Annotated in this window: 17 protein-coding genes; 3 read left to right on the plus strand and 14 right to left on the minus strand. The window is 38.5% G+C overall.

Annotation, left to right across the window (positions count from 1 at the left end):
- Positions 1 to 239 precede the first annotated feature (239 nt).
- Complete coding sequence (locus AC4D4A_RS03185; protein WP_066103869.1) at positions 240 to 1001, minus strand: ion channel; 762 nt, start codon at positions 999 to 1001, stop codon at positions 240 to 242.
- A gap of 462 nt (positions 1002 to 1463) precedes the next feature.
- Here AC4D4A_RS03185 and AC4D4A_RS03190 point away from each other — a divergent pair, with 462 nt between their 5' ends.
- A complete protein-coding gene (locus AC4D4A_RS03190; protein ID WP_139891957.1) occupies positions 1464 to 2288 on the plus strand; it encodes an STAS domain-containing protein in 825 nt (274 codons plus the stop codon).
- Between the two features lie 80 nt (positions 2289 to 2368).
- On the opposite strand, the gene yutH is transcribed toward AC4D4A_RS03190, so the two are convergent.
- Complete coding sequence (gene yutH / locus AC4D4A_RS03195) at positions 2369 to 3397, minus strand: spore coat putative kinase YutH (protein WP_490994557.1); 1029 nt, start codon at positions 3395 to 3397, stop codon at positions 2369 to 2371.
- 109 nt (positions 3398 to 3506) lie between these two features.
- Between yutH and AC4D4A_RS03200 the strand changes: the two genes are divergently transcribed.
- The gene (locus tag AC4D4A_RS03200) at positions 3507 to 4004 is read left to right on the plus strand and encodes a phosphatidylglycerophosphatase A family protein (RefSeq protein WP_181161997.1); all 498 of its coding nucleotides are present in this window, start codon (positions 3507 to 3509) and stop codon (positions 4002 to 4004) included.
- A 188-nt stretch (positions 4005 to 4192) separates the two neighbouring features.
- On the opposite strand, the gene AC4D4A_RS03205 is transcribed toward AC4D4A_RS03200, so the two are convergent.
- Positions 4193 to 4366, minus strand: coding sequence for a hypothetical protein (locus AC4D4A_RS03205; RefSeq protein WP_180349962.1), 174 nt, complete (start codon positions 4364 to 4366; stop codon positions 4193 to 4195).
- A gap of 350 nt (positions 4367 to 4716) precedes the next feature.
- Here AC4D4A_RS03205 and AC4D4A_RS03210 point away from each other — a divergent pair, with 350 nt between their 5' ends.
- The gene (locus tag AC4D4A_RS03210; RefSeq protein WP_066103876.1) at positions 4717 to 6483 is read left to right on the plus strand and encodes a glycoside hydrolase family 3 protein; all 1767 of its coding nucleotides are present in this window, start codon (positions 4717 to 4719) and stop codon (positions 6481 to 6483) included.
- A gap of 38 nt (positions 6484 to 6521) precedes the next feature.
- Here the strand turns inward: AC4D4A_RS03210 and AC4D4A_RS03215 are convergent, their stop codons facing one another.
- From AC4D4A_RS03215 to AC4D4A_RS03265, 11 genes are all read right to left on the minus strand, one after another.
- Positions 6522 to 8186 carry an FAD-binding dehydrogenase gene (locus AC4D4A_RS03215; RefSeq protein ID WP_490994558.1) on the minus strand — a complete coding sequence of 555 codons (1665 nt, stop codon included), beginning with the start codon at positions 8184 to 8186 and terminating at the stop codon, positions 6522 to 6524.
- Positions 8187 to 8366: 180 nt separating this feature from the next.
- The gene (locus AC4D4A_RS03220) at positions 8367 to 8774 is read right to left on the minus strand and encodes a hypothetical protein (RefSeq protein ID WP_490994559.1); all 408 of its coding nucleotides are present in this window, start codon (positions 8772 to 8774) and stop codon (positions 8367 to 8369) included.
- Between the two features lie 615 nt (positions 8775 to 9389).
- Complete coding sequence (locus AC4D4A_RS03225; RefSeq protein WP_490994560.1) at positions 9390 to 10004, minus strand: PH domain-containing protein; 615 nt, start codon at positions 10002 to 10004, stop codon at positions 9390 to 9392.
- A gap of 110 nt (positions 10005 to 10114) precedes the next feature.
- On the minus strand, positions 10115 to 10249 hold the full coding sequence (locus AC4D4A_RS03230) for a DUF6254 family protein (protein WP_219847586.1): 135 nt from the start codon (positions 10247 to 10249) through the stop codon (positions 10115 to 10117).
- A gap of 67 nt (positions 10250 to 10316) precedes the next feature.
- Positions 10317 to 10463 carry a hypothetical protein gene (locus AC4D4A_RS03235; RefSeq protein ID WP_490994561.1) on the minus strand — a complete coding sequence of 49 codons (147 nt, stop codon included), beginning with the start codon at positions 10461 to 10463 and terminating at the stop codon, positions 10317 to 10319.
- 241 nt (positions 10464 to 10704) lie between these two features.
- Positions 10705 to 12147, minus strand: coding sequence for a sodium/pantothenate symporter (gene panF, locus AC4D4A_RS03240; RefSeq protein WP_490994562.1), 1443 nt, complete (start codon positions 12145 to 12147; stop codon positions 10705 to 10707).
- Entirely contained in the window at positions 12144 to 12416 is a 273-nt protein-coding gene (locus tag AC4D4A_RS03245; protein WP_490994563.1) for a YhdT family protein, read from the minus strand. Before AC4D4A_RS03245 ends, panF begins: the two co-directional genes overlap by 4 nt.
- 211 nt (positions 12417 to 12627) lie before the next feature.
- Entirely contained in the window at positions 12628 to 12879 is a 252-nt protein-coding gene (locus AC4D4A_RS03250) for a GlsB/YeaQ/YmgE family stress response membrane protein (RefSeq protein WP_490994564.1), read from the minus strand.
- Positions 12880 to 13060: 181 nt separating this feature from the next.
- A complete protein-coding gene (locus AC4D4A_RS03255; protein WP_490994565.1) occupies positions 13061 to 14065 on the minus strand; it encodes a MupG family TIM beta-alpha barrel fold protein in 1005 nt (334 codons plus the stop codon).
- Positions 14062 to 15426, minus strand: coding sequence for a PTS transporter subunit EIIC (locus AC4D4A_RS03260; protein WP_490994566.1), 1365 nt, complete (start codon positions 15424 to 15426; stop codon positions 14062 to 14064). The genes AC4D4A_RS03255 and AC4D4A_RS03260 overlap by 4 nt, the downstream gene beginning before the upstream one ends.
- A gap of 23 nt (positions 15427 to 15449) precedes the next feature.
- Positions 15450 to 16310: a MurR/RpiR family transcriptional regulator gene (locus AC4D4A_RS03265; protein ID WP_490994567.1), complete on the minus strand. Its 861-nt coding sequence runs from the start codon at positions 16308 to 16310 to the stop codon at positions 15450 to 15452.
- Positions 16311 to 16322 lie beyond the last annotated feature (12 nt).

The raw sequence follows: 16322 nt of genomic DNA on the forward strand, positions 1-16322 counted from the left end.
TATAATTTTAAGTTAATAATTAGACTTCCTGAGTTCTCTTTTTAAAAACAAATATTGAAATAAATAGAATAATAACAGCATAGCCAAGTACCCACCATAGATGCGGAAACATATTTCTATAAACTCCGCTTAATGTAGCTTTTCCAGCTTCAACAGCATGAACAAACGGCAGTAGATAAGCGATATCCTTAAATAATCCACCTACTAGCTCTAAATTTATGCCTTGCCTGTTATCTCACTTACATTGCATCTACTACCATCTTGGCAATCGTTCCATTGGATAATATAAATTTATCAATATTAATATGTGAGAAATTTTCAACATGCTCTTCTCTTTCAATTTCGACAACTGTATGAACATGAGAGGCGATTCTTTCAACCGCACATGCAATCATTAATGACTTTCCGTCAGTTAAGGTTTGATTCTGAATCCGATCATCAGAGAAAATCAAGATAGATTTTGCATTTTGGATATTGGCTTTCTTTAATACCTCAACATTCGAGGCCTCTCCTCTTATATAATGGATATTTCCATTTACATAAGATAGCTTTTCAAGCATATCTATAACCACTATTTCCGCCTTTTTATTCTTGTCTAAAATTTCCTTAACTGCGTTTTGCGCCTTATGTGACCAATCTATGATAACAATATGATTCTTTCCTTCATACATAAGCTCTCCACCCTCTTTACGTCTTCTGTAAACCGTAAAACTTTCCATAACTTTTCCGATAAAAGTGGCGAATAAACCAATACCAACCACATACAAAAATAGGATTGTAAATATTCTTCCTTCTATAGTAGTCGGTGACATGTCTCCATATCCAACCGTCAACATGGTCGTCATTGTGAACCATAACGAGTCCATATAGGTAGTAAACGTATCTGGTTCAATCAACCTGAGCATAATTGTACAGAATACGATTAAAAATATGGTTGATGTGGTCAATAATAACCAAGACATATGTGTTAGTTTAAAATATAAATTACGTAAGATAATCATTCAAACACCTCTTCTTACTCTGAACAGGATTTTTTTCGGTTAATGCGTATATAATTAATATATACTCAATTCCATTTTATTCCTTTTGTTATTCAATATAATGCTGTCCAAAGTTAAGTTATTTAGCGTGTCCCTCTTTCCTCTCGTATGCTTCTGCAATTCCAATTAAAATATTTGCCTACATATTTCAATTATTTACTACCCATATACCGGGTTACTCTATCTCTAACTACGCAAATCTTAAGATAATTTGGTTAAATGTGAAGCATTTTGTAAATAGGTATTTCTTTACAGTTTTTTCTCCAACTGTTATGTTAGAGAAAATAATATACATTCTTTGTATAAGGGTTATTAGCTTATTGGATATGCGCTTAAATATTTTCAAAATTAATCCTTCTAAAGGGTTTTTTTCTTTGCAAAAAAACAATGGGTCATAAATCGCAGTAATTAGGAGCTGTTGATATGCATAGCATTGATAGTAGCATACATGTGTTTTTAGAAGGTGTTTCAACTCACATAATCTCTTCAGAAGATACTCTTGCAGATTTACGATTTAAAGACGATACGAATACATATTCTGAGGAAATCAATAGTATGGTTAAAACTTGGCGAAAAACCCTTATAGAGATATATGGATTTTCAATTGCCCAAGAGCAAAACGAAACCTTTGCAGTTTTAAAAGAATGGGGAAAGGAAACCGTTGATTTACTCATAAACTTAAATTTATCACTTGCTGATGCAATAGAAGAAGTTAGATTTTATCGTGATAAAATTGGCGGTATCATTAAGGACCAAGCTAAAAAATATTCAGTAAGTCTGGACGTTTTCTATGAAATCATTTCTAAATTCGATTCAGTTGTTGATAAAGCGATACACTGGCTTAGTATTTCTTATTCTTCACAATATTCCAATAGAATCGTATTGGCGGAGAGGACTGCTTTTGAACTGTCTATTCCTGTTGTTAGGATTACATCCAATATCGGGATTATTCCAATCATTGGAGTATTAGACACTCAACGTGCAAGCCACTTGATGGAAAAAGCATTACAGGCTGGAAGTGAATATGATCTAAGTTATATTATTATTGATCTATCAGGAGTTCCGATTACGGACACAATGGTGGCTCATCAGATATTTAAAGTTATTGATGCATTGCGACTCATCGGTATCGAAACGCGCTTATCCGGTATCCGAATAGAAATTGCACAAACAATGGTAAACCTCGGAATTAAATTTACAGCTAAAAGCTACTCTAGCTTACATTTGGCTGTTAAAGATATCCTATGATAAATTTCTCTCCCGCACATACAGTCGGGAGTATTTTTATTTAAAACAAAAAAGACACTCAAAGAATGTCTTAAAATAGACTAAATGGGTCTCCTGTCCATGATCCATTCAGGAACAACCATTTTGATATTCCCCTTTAGTATACCAGCCAGTTCATATATTTCACTTAGCATTCTTTCATACATAGTAGAGTGCTTCACGAAATTTTCTAATCTTTCCTCCAAACGAGTCTTTTCTCCTTCTGATTTTGTTACATAATACTGCTCAATAATTTCAAAATAATGAACCGGTAAGAGCAACCTTGAGAATAACATCCGTGCAGAAAATGTTGATAAAGGCGTAATCGATTGATATTGGCGCAAAAATGACTCAACACCCTGATGGTATGTATTTGGCTGTTTAAAATAATAAGCGCGTATCCACTCAGCAATATCCCTCGCACTATGGTCAAAAACCCATTCACTAAATAATTTGCCATTTGAGCCAGATCCCCAGGTTTCTGAAGTAAAGCGATCATAACAAACAGTCCCAGCATCAACCATCTCCGGGTTTTCATCTATTTCAGTATCAACTAAATATTGGATTGCGTTTTCCGAAAGGCCTGCGTAATAAGGATAGCTGTCAATAAACAGTTTTTCAAAATCGTTTTGTGGCTTTGCTGCCAATTTATCTCTCCAAACTCGTTCAAGCTGATCGACACGCTGCTCCCACATTTCCTTCCATTTTCCGATTCTGCTGCAAAAAATGATTCGTTGCGGAATAGACCTGCCACGATAATGAAATATTGCCAGCTCTCTGCCCACTTCATATGACTGAGGAATTTCCATTTCATTTATACAAACCACATAATCGTTACTTTCCAGTTTTGTTAATAGCTTTTGTTCCTTGTTTAACAGGGGAAGCCATACTCCCTTCTCCCCTTTGTTATGCATATGGTACGCCAAACTGCTTCGTTCCTGGAGCTCTTGCTCTTCCATGTTTATGGCAAAGCTCATGAATACTCTGCCTCCACCGTTATATATGTTTATTGCCCCACTGCTTATTTCTTGATCAACTGTAATTCCATATTGTTCGTGTAATAATTGTTTGTTCATCACAATATTGTTCATCACCTCTAATTCCTTGCTTACTATGATAAGTATATGGGCAAGATAACTGTTATATGTGGTTAACATCAAGATTTATACTTACTATATGCATGGGAGTTGGTGTCTTCGTATGAAAGGGAAACCTGTAGATATGACTGAACAAACAGCAAGAAAATGGTTGCATGATCGAGGGGTGACAGTTACAGATATTGGTGAATTAGTGTTGTACCTTCAGCATCAATATCATGAAAATCTGCTATTGGATGAGTGTATTAAAAATGTGGAGCGCGTACTCTCAAAACGCGAAGTCCAAAATGCCATTTTAACTGGCATACAACTAGATATGCTTTCCGAAAAAGGGATGCTTGAAGAACCTTTACAATCCATTATTAGGACAGATGAGGGATTGTACGGGGTTGATGAGATTTTAGCATTTAGCATTGTAAATGTATATGGTTCTATTGGTTTTACCAATTATGGATATATTGATAAAAAGAAACCAGGCATACTGGCAAAATTGAATGATAAATCCTCCGGTGAGTGCCATACCTTCCTGGATGATATTGTTGGGGCGATTGCTGCTGCCGCTTCCAGCCGTTTAGCCCACCGAGTAGAGAATGTAGAATAAATATAAAATCCTGAATTTATACTTTGGATTTTTCTTTTATAAGGTAATTAAACCGAGTCGGTTAATTTCCTAACAGTCTAACAAGTAAGAACGAAAGAGCATACCTGCCCTTTCGTTCTACTGTTTAGATATTTATATAAATTATGTGTAATACACATCATTTTGAATTCATTTAATCGCTTAGGTAATCATAAGTGAACTAACTCAAATTCCACATTGTCAAACTCCATTTCAGCTGCAAGCTCTATTGTATAATAAACAAAGGCAAGAGCAATCAGTGCTGCCAATATGAGCTGCTGATCAATAAGGGTAATTGCAAAAATGATATCGAGTAAGATTAGTATTGAAAATCTTAGAATCATCGTCTATCCCCCCTTTTTCTTCTATTATCATTATTCCCGTTATCAAACACTATACCTATAGGTATCTTGACAATTGTATGGCTTTTCTAAATATTAATCTTTATTATTTAAATCCTGAATAAGTTTGTGAAATATTGAACTTTCTATAGAAATCCTTAAACTAGTATGCTAGAATACTAGTGGTTGAGTTAAATTACTTTTTTGTAGTTTAAATGTATGGCTAATTTATTTGAAGGTCGATGCCTTCGTCTTTAATTATGAAAGCCTAAACATAAATAAAGGAAAAAACGTACATACTACATGATGATAGAAATTTTTCTCAAATATTTAGTAAGGGAGTATTACATAGGATGACTAAAGTGGATTTAAAAGCAAAACCATACCATTTATCTGATGAAGATATTAAATGGGTAACAGACACAATTAATTCTATGACAATCGAAGAAAAGATTGGCCAATTATTCGTTAATATGGGAGCTAGCCGTACTGAAGAATATTTAACAGGTATGCTAAACAACTACCATATCGGTGCTGTACGTTACAATCCTGGTAAAGCTGAAGAAGTTTACGATCAAAATAAAATTCTTCAAGAAAACAGCAAAATTCCATTGCTAATTGCTGCAAACACAGAAGCAGGCGGTAATGGAGCTTGTACAGACGGTACTGAAGTTGGTCTTGAAGTTAAAATCGGTGCAACAAAAGATGCGAAATGGGCATATGAAATGGGCCGAGTTTCTGGTGTAGAAGCTTCTGCAATCGGATGTAACTGGAGCTTTGCGCCAATCGTAGATATTCACATGAACTGGCGTAACCCAATCATCTCCAGCCGTACTTTTGGTTCTGACCCTGATCAAGTTTTAGAAATGAGCTTGGCTTACATGAAAGGTATCCAGGAAAGCGGAATTGCACCTGCTGCTAAACACTTCCCTGGTGACGGCGTAGATGAGCGTGACCAGCATTTATCCTTCGCGCCTAACAGCCTATCTTGTGATGAGTGGGATGAAACTTTCGGAAAAGTTTACAAAGGCTTAATCGATGCTGGCCTACCTTCTATCATGGCTGGTCACATCCATATGCCTGCTTATTCCAAGCACTTCAACCCTAGCCTTACAGATGAAGATTTGCTGCCAGCAACTCTTTCTAAAGAGCTAATCACAGATTTATTACGTGGTAAATTAGAATTCAATGGCGTTGTTGTTACAGATGCGAGCCACATGGTTGCGATGACTTCTGCAATGAAACGCAGCGAAATGCTTCCTACTGCTATTGCTGCTGGTTGTGACTTATTCTTATTCTTCAACGATCCAGATGAAGATTTCGGCTACATGATGGACGGATACAAAAACGGTATTATTACAGAAGAGCGTTTAGAAGCAGCTCTTACTCGTATCCTTGGTCTTAAAGCATCTTTAGGTCTTCACAAAAAAGCAAAAACGGAAATCATGATGCCGAAAGAAGAAGCGCTTAAACAAATCGGTCTTCCTGAAAACGTTAAGCTATTTAAAGAAGTTACTGATCGTGCAATCACATTGGTAAAAGACAAACAAGATATTTGGCCTGTTACTCCTGAAAAATACAAACGAGTATTACTAGTTAATGTTAAAACTGCTGAAGGTGCATTCAGTAAATTAATTAGCGGTAACAAACCTAAGCCAATTGATCTTCTGAAAGCAGAGCTTGAAGCGCAAGGCTTTGAAGTGGAAATTCACGAATCTCCAATGGATAAAATCGCGGACCTGCCACCAGAAGAACAAATGAAGAGCATCATGAACGCATATGCAGCAAAACGCCCTATTAAAGAATTAACCGATAAATATGATTTAATCATTAATATCGCTAATATCAAAATGGGTGAAGTTGTTCAACGTATGACATGGAATGCGTTAAAAGGAACACCTGATATTCCGTTCTATGTACACGAAGTACCAACAATCTTTGTTTCTGTAAACTACCCATTCCACTTAGCGGATGTTCCACAAGTGAAAACATACATCAACACGTATGACGGTAATAAAGAAACAATTGAAGTACTAGTAGAAAAAATGATGGGTAAATCACCATTCAAGGGTGACAGCCCAGTTGATGCATACTGCGGATTAAAAGACACATACATTTAATCTGTCAAAAGCAAAAAAAGGATTAAACCATCCTCGGTTTAATCCTTTTTCTCTTTTAAGTAGGAAGCGATTGCCCTGCCTGCTACCCTGCCTGTAAATAAACAGCCTCCAAGAAATGTCCCCTCTAGCGAACGATATCCGTGAACTCCTCCCCCTCCAAATCCAGAAACCTCACCAGCTGCATAAAAGCCAGGTATTGCCTCACCCTTAGAATTGAGGACTCGTGCTGATAAATCTGTTTGTAGCCCGCCTAGAGTTTTGCGACTTACAATGTTTAGACGAACAGCAATCAATGGTCCATTTTGAGGATCAAGTATTTTATGCGGTTTGGCGACTCGGATTAATTTGTCACCTATGTAATTTCTCGCTCCCCTTAATGCCGTAATTTGCAAATCCTTTGTGAATGTATGATCCATTTCACGATCTCTCGCTTTTATTTGTCTTTCAATTTCTTCGTAATTTAATAGATTATCTTTTGTTAATTCATTCATTCCTTTAACCAGTTGCACTAAGTTATCTGCAATGACAAAATCCTCGCCATGATCCATAAATGCCTTTACCGGACCAGGAGGACCAGGGAGTACTCTGCTTAAGACCTTACGGATACTCTTATTCGTTAAATCCGGATTTTGCTCAGAACCAGATAATGCGAACTCTTTCTCAATAATTTTCTGTGTCAAAATAAACCATGAGTAATCAAATCCTGTTTTTTGGATAGCCTCCAGGGTGCCAAGTGTATCATACCCAGGAAAGTTGGGGGCCGGGAAGCGCTGGCCTGTTGCATTCAGCCAAATAGAGGACGGACCTGGCAAAATTCTAATTCCATGGTTTTCCCATACCGAGTTCCAGTTTTTGATTCCCTCTGTGTAATGCCACATACGATCTCGATTTACAATACGCCCACCTGCCTCTTCTGATATCCCCAGCATTCTGCCATCCACATGTGCCGGGACCCCTGAAATCATGTTCTTTGGAGGCGGCCCCAGCCTTTCTGGCCAGTTTGCACGGATTAAATCATGATTGGCACCTATACCGCCGCTCGATACAAGAACTGCTTTACCTGAAAACTCAAAATGGCTAATAACGTCCCTGTTGCTTTTCTCACCTCTTAAAGCCGAACTGGCTGCCAGTATCGAACCCTTTAACCCATGAATTATCCCGTTATTGCTTATCAGTTCATCTACACGGTGGCGAGGGCGATAATCAACTAATCCATTTTTAATATGCTCTCTTACCCTTTTCTCAAAAGGCGCTACAATACCTGGACCTGTTCCCCAAACAATATGAAATCTTGGTACTGAGTTACCATGTCCTTCAGCCAAATAACCTCCTCTTTCGGCCCAACCAACTACAGGAAAAAAGCGAACACCCTGTTTTTGAAGCCAGGCGTGTTTTTCCCCAGCAGCAAAGTCAATATACGCTTCTGCCCATTTTTTACCCCAATAATCTTCATCATCTCGATCAAACCCTGCAGTACCCATCCAATCCTGCCAAGCCAATTCCTTAGAATCTTTAATACCAAATCGGCGTTGTTCCGGGGAATCCACTAAAAATAAACCACCGAATGACCACCAAGCTTGTCCGCCTAATGAAGCTTCAGGTTCTTGATCTAGCAATAATACCTTTTTCCCTGCATCTGCAATTTCTGCTGTAGCCACCAAACCGGCCAAACCAGCCCCAATAACAATCGCTCCGAACTCCAATGTATTTCCCCCTTTTTGATAAACGTTTATACTCTTATATTAATCTATAGTTCCATAATTTGGGTATGTATACTGATATAAAAAGAAGAATTTACTTTGCTTAAAATGATGAGCCATAAATCAACAGTTTTATATTCCTCCCTTTTTATAAATAAAAAACCAGCCTAGTACCAGACTGGTTCAATAATCATCTTCCTCATCTTCCTCTTCCTCATAATCGGAGAAATAATCCACGAATTCATATTTTACTTCATCATCTGTTCGTTCCACTTCTGTAGCTTGATATTCCCCCATGTTCTCTTCAACTATTACTATATACATCACTCTGCGTCCAGCCTCATATTCATCATTGACTTCCATGAATCCGCTCACGACATAATAATCTTCATCCTTGTTGTACTCGACTTTGCTATGCCCAATAAATTCAAAAGTTTCATCCTTTGATGAAGCATCTTCCACTTTATTCTTGGCGACCCTGGCAATTTTGTTTTCCGCGTCTGAGTAATATTTATAACTTGCAAAGGCCGCTATCCCTAATATCAATACCGCAGCTGCTATGATAATCATCACTTTATATTTCTTAGCCATCCTATCCTCCCCTTTATGTATTATAGAAGTATTCTTCCACAGACTCCGTCGTTTCTCCTGATAGTTGCCGACATAGTACCAATTTACTTCTTTCTTATAAAATTAGTATTCATCCCCCTGCCGTTCATACGATTATATGGCTCTCAACAAGATTTTATTTCGCTTATTATTGAATTGTCCCAAGAGTTTCAGATTTTATGAAAAATAAGAGGACAACCACCTCTTATTTCCAATAGACCCGATTATGTATTCTATGGTGTATTTATGAGGAAATTAGTTAATTTGGAATTGAAATTTTTCTCTGCGTTGCAGAAGAAATTAAAATACGTCAGTGTATACTTCCGCAAATCGAAGCGAAAGTCGATAAGTTCGATAAGTAAGTGGACTAAACTATTTATGAGGCGAAAATGGGAAGACAGCAGATGCGAGTGCATTGGCTCAAGGATTCATCATCCCTAGTATGTTAACTTACATTTATTTATGAGTCTTCTATTGGAGTAAGTTATTGAGGGTACCAGAAGAATTAGTAAAAGAGGAAGGAGCCCTAAAATAAATAGACTTTAGAACTCCCCTTTTAGTTATTTATTCATAAATTTGCACTCTATCCAGGCAAAATTAATTATTAATGTATTTTTCAAAAACTGCACCAAAATCTTTCATATGATATTCATTATAGGAGGATTTTAGCCATTCGAATGTAAATTCTGTTATTCCTTTATACGTGTTTGTTAAGGATGCTTCTTCAGATCTAGAGTGTTGGAGTGTTTGAACTGCACGATCGAGTCCTTCTTTGGCATAATTCATTTGAATGGAGTTTTCATACGTGATTTCCTCAATTCGCAGTAATGCTTTATACAAATCCTTTAATTCTTCAATTTGATTTTTCTTGACGTCAATATCAAAATGAACATTTCCTACATCAAACTTTATTTCTGTATCCAAATCTAATCGCCCTGCAGTTTCAAGCATGACATTTGAAATCTTATACTGAGAATATGGGTATCGTTTTAATAAACGTTTAGATGAGACAGCATTTTCGCCATCTACATGAATTAATGCTAGATTTGTAAAGCAATATTCGTCTGCCTTCGTTTTGATAATGAAATAAATCTTCTCATTATCCTCGTGCATAACATAGTCGTCTGCATCCGTTTTGTCATAATCTTCCGGCGGAATAATAACACCTACATCAGACAAACCCAATGCATCAGAAGCCATTTTCTTTAACATGTATATCACCCCATTGTAGTTTATACTTTTACTATATCAGAAAAGTGATTAGTATAAAATTCATTTAATGCTCAAGAAAACACATGGATGGTCCATGTGTTTTTATGTCATTATTCATCATATTTTTTTGTTATTTTTGCTATTTCTTCACCAAGCTTCTTATAACTTTTTACTTCGTCATGAGGATGCTGTGAATTTTTTCGTTGCTTCCAGTGTCTTTCTTCTTCTTTTTTTGAATGTGACATATATATACCTCCGATTAAAAGACTAAGCGGCTATGAACCTGACACATACCGCTCTATTTCCTTTATTTTATAATTTCTTTGCCTTTTTAGATTTATTCTTATAGGCTTGATTTGCGTTGGCACTTCCAAATTCCTCAGAGAATTCAGCATCCGTTTTACTGGAATCAAACCCCTGTTTACTTTTTTGAGCTGCATCATGCTTTCTTTTCGGCATACGATCCCTCCTTCTCTCATTTAGTATTAGAAAGTAAAAAGTAAATATGCACTGTCAGCTTGAATTGTTGTTGTATCTTCTTTCAAAGGACGACTACTCCTTTTTCTTTTCCAATAGCTATGTTATGTGAATTAGCTGATCGTGGATAAAAGAAAAAGCAAAGAATGTTTCACACTATGCATTCTTTGCTTGATTGATCTAAATATTGAGACCGCCCTTGACTGTGCGATTATCTTACTTGTTATTGAATAGATAACTGTTGTTTTGCATTCGTCAGTTTACTCATTAAAACATAGGTAAAAAACGATAAAACAATCGGCAGTACGACCGTATGCATCCCGAAAGGATTTGGATAAAAACGATCTATAATCATAAAGCTGCCTATCCCTACAATCATAGATGAAACCGCACCGTATTTATTCCCGCCTGGCCAATATAATCCCATAATAACTGGCCATATAAACACTGATTCTAAGCCTCCAAATGCAAACAAGTTTAACCATACAATTAAATCCGGTGGACTCAACGCAAATAATACAACAGCGATTCCGATTGCTGATGTGACCCAAAAGCTGATTCTTTTAATCTGCTTCTCAGTAGCATCTTTTTTTATGTAATTGATATATACATCCTTTACTATAGTTGCGCTTACCAATATTAAAAGAGAATCAACTGTGGACATGATTGCAGCCATGGGAGCGGCTAAGACAATCCCAGCAATAAATGGTGGCAAGACCTCCATAGTCAATGTAGGCATTACCATATCACCTATTTCTATCCCAGGTATCAAAGGACGCGCTAAAATTCCAATTAAATGCATTCCCAGCATCACAGTACCTACTACAATTGTTCCGGTTATTATCGCTGTGTGCATTCCCTTCGAATTTTTATAGGACATCGCTCTCATGCTGATTTGCGGTAGACCCACAACGCCCACACCAACTAAAATCCAAAAAGATGAGACATATAAAGGCGTTAAATCTCGTTCTGCACCAAAAGGAGTAATTAGGTTCGGGTTTTCAGCCATTAAGTCTGACATAATGTTCGATATTCCTCCGCCAGCAATAATGGTGGCGATTAAAAGGATGACGGTTCCGGCTAACATCACTACTCCTTGAACACTATCTGTTAAAGCGACAGCTCTGAAACCGCCAATAATCACATAAATTAAAACTGAAACGGCGAATATAAAAAGAGCTGTCTTATATGAAAGACCTGTTAAGGATTCAATCAAACGCGCTCCTCCAACCCATTGGGCAGTCATCGAAGCGAATAGAAAAATGATGATACTGACGGCAGAAATAATAACGACCGTATCACTTTTATATCTGCCTTTTAGAAAATCAATGATCGTGATCGCTTTATACTTACGGGCCATAATCGCAAATTTTTTTCCTAAGACCATCAATACAAAATAGCCGGTTGCCAGTTGAGCCATAGATAGTAAAACCCATCCGAGTCCACGTGTATAGGCAACACCCGGTCCGCCAATAAAGCTCGAAGCACTACCGTATGTTGCCATCATAGTCATTGCAAGCACAAACCCGCCTAATTGTCTCCCGCCAAGAAAATATTCCTGCAGGAAGGAAGAATCAGAGGTTTTTAATTTTCCATTTGCCCAGAATCCTATATAAAAAATAATAACTAAAAAGATCAATAAAGGAGCAATGACTTCCCACTTCATGATTGCTCCTCCTCTTCGTCATCTACATCAAAGGATACTTCTTCAAACAAAAATGTGACAGTAAGAGTAACAAGGACTACCATAACAAGAAAGCCGACTACACAACTTAGAAAAAACCAAGCTGGCAAACCTAAAATATATGTATATCCCTCCGGACTACCCGACCCTAGCCCATACGCAAATCCAAACCACCAGATAAAATTTATAATGACAAGTACGACACCTATGATTGCTTCCCTATGGGCTACTTTAAAACGTCTATCTTTCATATCTTCCTCCTTGCAATAGCACCATTAGTTTGCCCGCCATTATTTTTTATATAATACGTAAACAAACAACATTACCATTAAACCAAGCTATACTCTTAAAATGAAGGTACAAAATTTGGTAAAATAACTTATAATGCATAGCTTTAATAAAATACCTATACTACGCAAAGAAGCCTCAAAATCAGATTTTGAGGAGACAGATTATATAATTTCACCATTTACTTGTCTTTATTAAAATAAAACTCACAATTAGGGTAAGGACAAGAGCACCTGTGAATGCTGGAAATAGATAAAACCCTCCAGTTTCAGGGCCCATTTCACTGAGAATCCCTGTACCAATCCACGCACCAATTATGCCAGCCAGGAAATTCCCTATCATCCTGTTGTGAACGTTTTCATGAATAAGTAACCCCGCAATCCAACCAATAAAGCCACCAACAAACAGGATGCCAATAAAGGACATTTTTAGCTCCCTCCTTCATGGACAGTATATGCTGGTAAGGTCTAAATGGCTTTATTTAGCAGGAAAGAGGGCTACTTTTTCTTTACGATATAAATACGTCGAAGAGAAAAGCATTTATCATGAGCCATGTCTCCCTACAAAAAAAACTCCAACCCATTGTTGGGTGGAGTTTACAATATTCCTATACTAATTCAATAACCATACCCGGCTTCACATGATTCAAAATCAGCAAATCGCTTTCTGCCACCCTTCCAACGACATTGACCCGTTCATCAGCAGGCAAATCTGTCAGCGTAATCTGCATTTCACCGCGATAGCGTCCATACAGGTCATTATCAATGGTTATGCTTCCTTTCGGACGGAAATCATTTTGCAGTGGCGGTAAAGATTCCGCAACCCTTGTATCCATAAAACGAAGAACGTCCCTGGAAGCATCCGGCCGCAAACGGTATTCACCATAATTTCTGAATCCTTGCTCTGTCTGGATGATAATCTTTCCGTTATCAAAGTCGACCATCCTTTTAAGTAAGTCCTCTCCAGGCTCCGGATCACCAACAAATACATATTCCGTTCCTTCATTATATAGTTCAAGCGCGGCAATAAAAGGGGATATATATCGATGCTTCTCCAGAGTCGGCAGGCCTTCAAATAAAGGGCCGCGTTTCTCGCCTCCTCCCGGTACAAAAGCAAAGACCGGAATGTCATATCGCTTGTACAAAGCATTTTGCTCCCGGAAAAACGATTTACTTAGTCCCGTTTCCCTCCGAGGGTAAAAATTATGCCAACCGATTAACTGTTCACTTTTAAGTCCGTTATCCAGAAGGATCTTTATATCACGCTCGAACAGTATACTGGAATTAACTGCAATTTTAAATTCCTTTGCCAGACTAGCAATAAAACCATGGTCAAAGAAATCGTCCAGTCTTAGCCCAGTGATACCCAACTCCTTCAGATGAAACAAACTTCCGATTCCCAAATGGCCTGGTGTTTTAAATGAAACATCGGCATATACATCGATTCCCTGTTCTTTAGCCAGGAGGAGCAGCCTTTTGGCACGTACTGCCAGTTCGCCTGCTTCCTCCGGGATATGAAGCGAGGTAAATCCCCGCTTCACTCCCATTTGGCCTGCAAGGATAATACGTTCCTCAGCCAGAGGATCATTCAAATAAAAGGAAATCCCGATCAATCAAATTCACCAGCCATTTCATCTTTAAACCCAAACAGGTAAGTAAAGATGAAGCCAGCAACATAAGCAATTAATACTCCGACTAAGTAAAGCAGAACCTCACCATTATTCACAAGGAATGCAAGCGGTAAACCAGATACCCCAATTGCTGTCGTTGCGATATTGAAATGTGCCTGGAAGGCTGCACCAACGCCCGCCCCCAAACATGCGGTCAAGAACGGCCGGCCGAGCGGCAATGTAACTCCGAAGATCAATGGCTCGCCGATACCAAGAATACCAGCTGGAAGTCCCCCGCCAATCGCTCTTTTCAAGCGTGTTTTCTTTGTTTTCATATAGATAGCGAACGCTGCACCAACCTGACCAGCGCCACCCATTGCAAGAATAGGCAATAATGGGTCATCACCGATTGTATTGAGTAATTCCAAATGTATAGGTGTGAGACCTTGATGCAGACCTGTCACGACCAATGGCAAGAATGTCGCTCCAAGAACGAACCCTGCAATAGCTCCTCCAAAATCAAGCACCGCAGTCAATCCATCTGTAATCACATCAGAGACAAATCCCCCGACAGGCATAAATACCAGATACGTCATAATACCTGTAAGCAAAAGGGCAATAGTCGGTGTCACGATAATATCAAGCGACGCTGGAACAAACTTACGGACATTCTTCTCAATAAAAGCCATAAATATCGCAGCAAACATGACCCCGATTAAACCACCGCGTCCAGGCAGTAATTCTTCCCCGAACAAGACAATCTGGGCAGCAGCAGGGTTAATAATCAATATAGCGGCTAACCCGCCAAGTGCAGGGGACCCACCGAACTCTTTAGCTGTATTGATCCCTACAAAGATTCCTAAATAGGTGAATAAACCTCCACCGATAACTGTTAAAATAATTGCAAGTTGTGATTCAGCCGATAACCATCCTGCTTGAATGACAGCCTTAGAAATACCATTGACCAAACCGGAAGCTACTAACGCAGGTATCAAAGGAATAAATATACTAGCAATTTTTCTCAAAAAGAGCTTAAACGGCGTGCTGTTTTTCTTTTCAAGCTCACCCTTCAGGCTGGAAGCCCGCTCATTAAGATTGATGTCTCCTGATTCTTTGAGCAGTTTCTCAAATTCGTCTGTTACCTTATTGACATGCCCAGGACCCAGAATGATTTGCAGCGTTTCTTCTTCAACAAAGCCGAGAACTCCATCGATTTTTTTTATGGCTTCTTTGTTAACGAGTGATTCATCATAAGGTGTGACTCTAAGACGTGTCATACAGTTCGTAAAGGCTTTAATATTCTTCGCCCCGCCCAACTGCTCCAAGATTTTTTTAGCCAGAGTTTTGTAATCTTGACCAGCCATTTTCTTTCCCCCCAAAAAACTGATTATTTGTATGTTTTGCCTTTCATAAATCTTATAGCCTCTCTCGTCTTATCGATGGCTCTGACCGTTTCTTCATATTGCTCTGTCGCCATGCTCAAAAACAAAATATCAATCATGAACAGCTGAGCTAACCTTGAAGAAGTGGCCGCACTCCGGAACGGAGCTTCCTTCGAATAGGATGTATATAAATTAATATCGGCTAATGCTGCAACCGATGAGGGCCCATATTTAGTCAAACTGATTGTTTGGATACCTTGTTCCTTTGCGAGTCTTGTAACTTCGATGACCTCGATTGTTTCACCAGAAAACGAAATGGTGAACACCACGTCATCCAGCTCGGCGTTAGCAATCAATGTTGCTACAAGATGCGCATCCGAAAATGCTGTTGCGCTTTTATTGATCCGAAGCAGTTTTTGCTGCGCATCCACGGCGATGATTGATGATGCCCCGATTCCAAAGAAATGGACATTTTTCGCTTTCAACAGCACATCGACCGCTTTTTTTAGTTCTTCGTAGTTGATTACTTCAGAGGAATCACGCAAACTTTGTATACTATTATTCAAAGTCTTTTGGACGATCATCTCGGCGGTTTCATCCCGTTCAATGTCTCTGTAACCCGGTTCCTCCGGTCTGCCGAGATCACCGGCAATACGGACCTTCAAATCCTGGAAGCCATTCAGCCCCAGTGACTTGCATAGCCTGATGACCGCTGCCCCGCTTGAACTCGTCTTTTCTGCCAATTCATTGACTTTACAATTGACAACCTCATACGGATTTTCCAGTATATATTCAGCAATTTTCCGTTCAGATGCAGGCAAGTGTTCTACCCTGTTTACTACCATTTTCAATACTCCGGAAACCACTTATCATCACCT

This window comes from Pradoshia sp. Z5_111 (assembly GCF_058267535.1).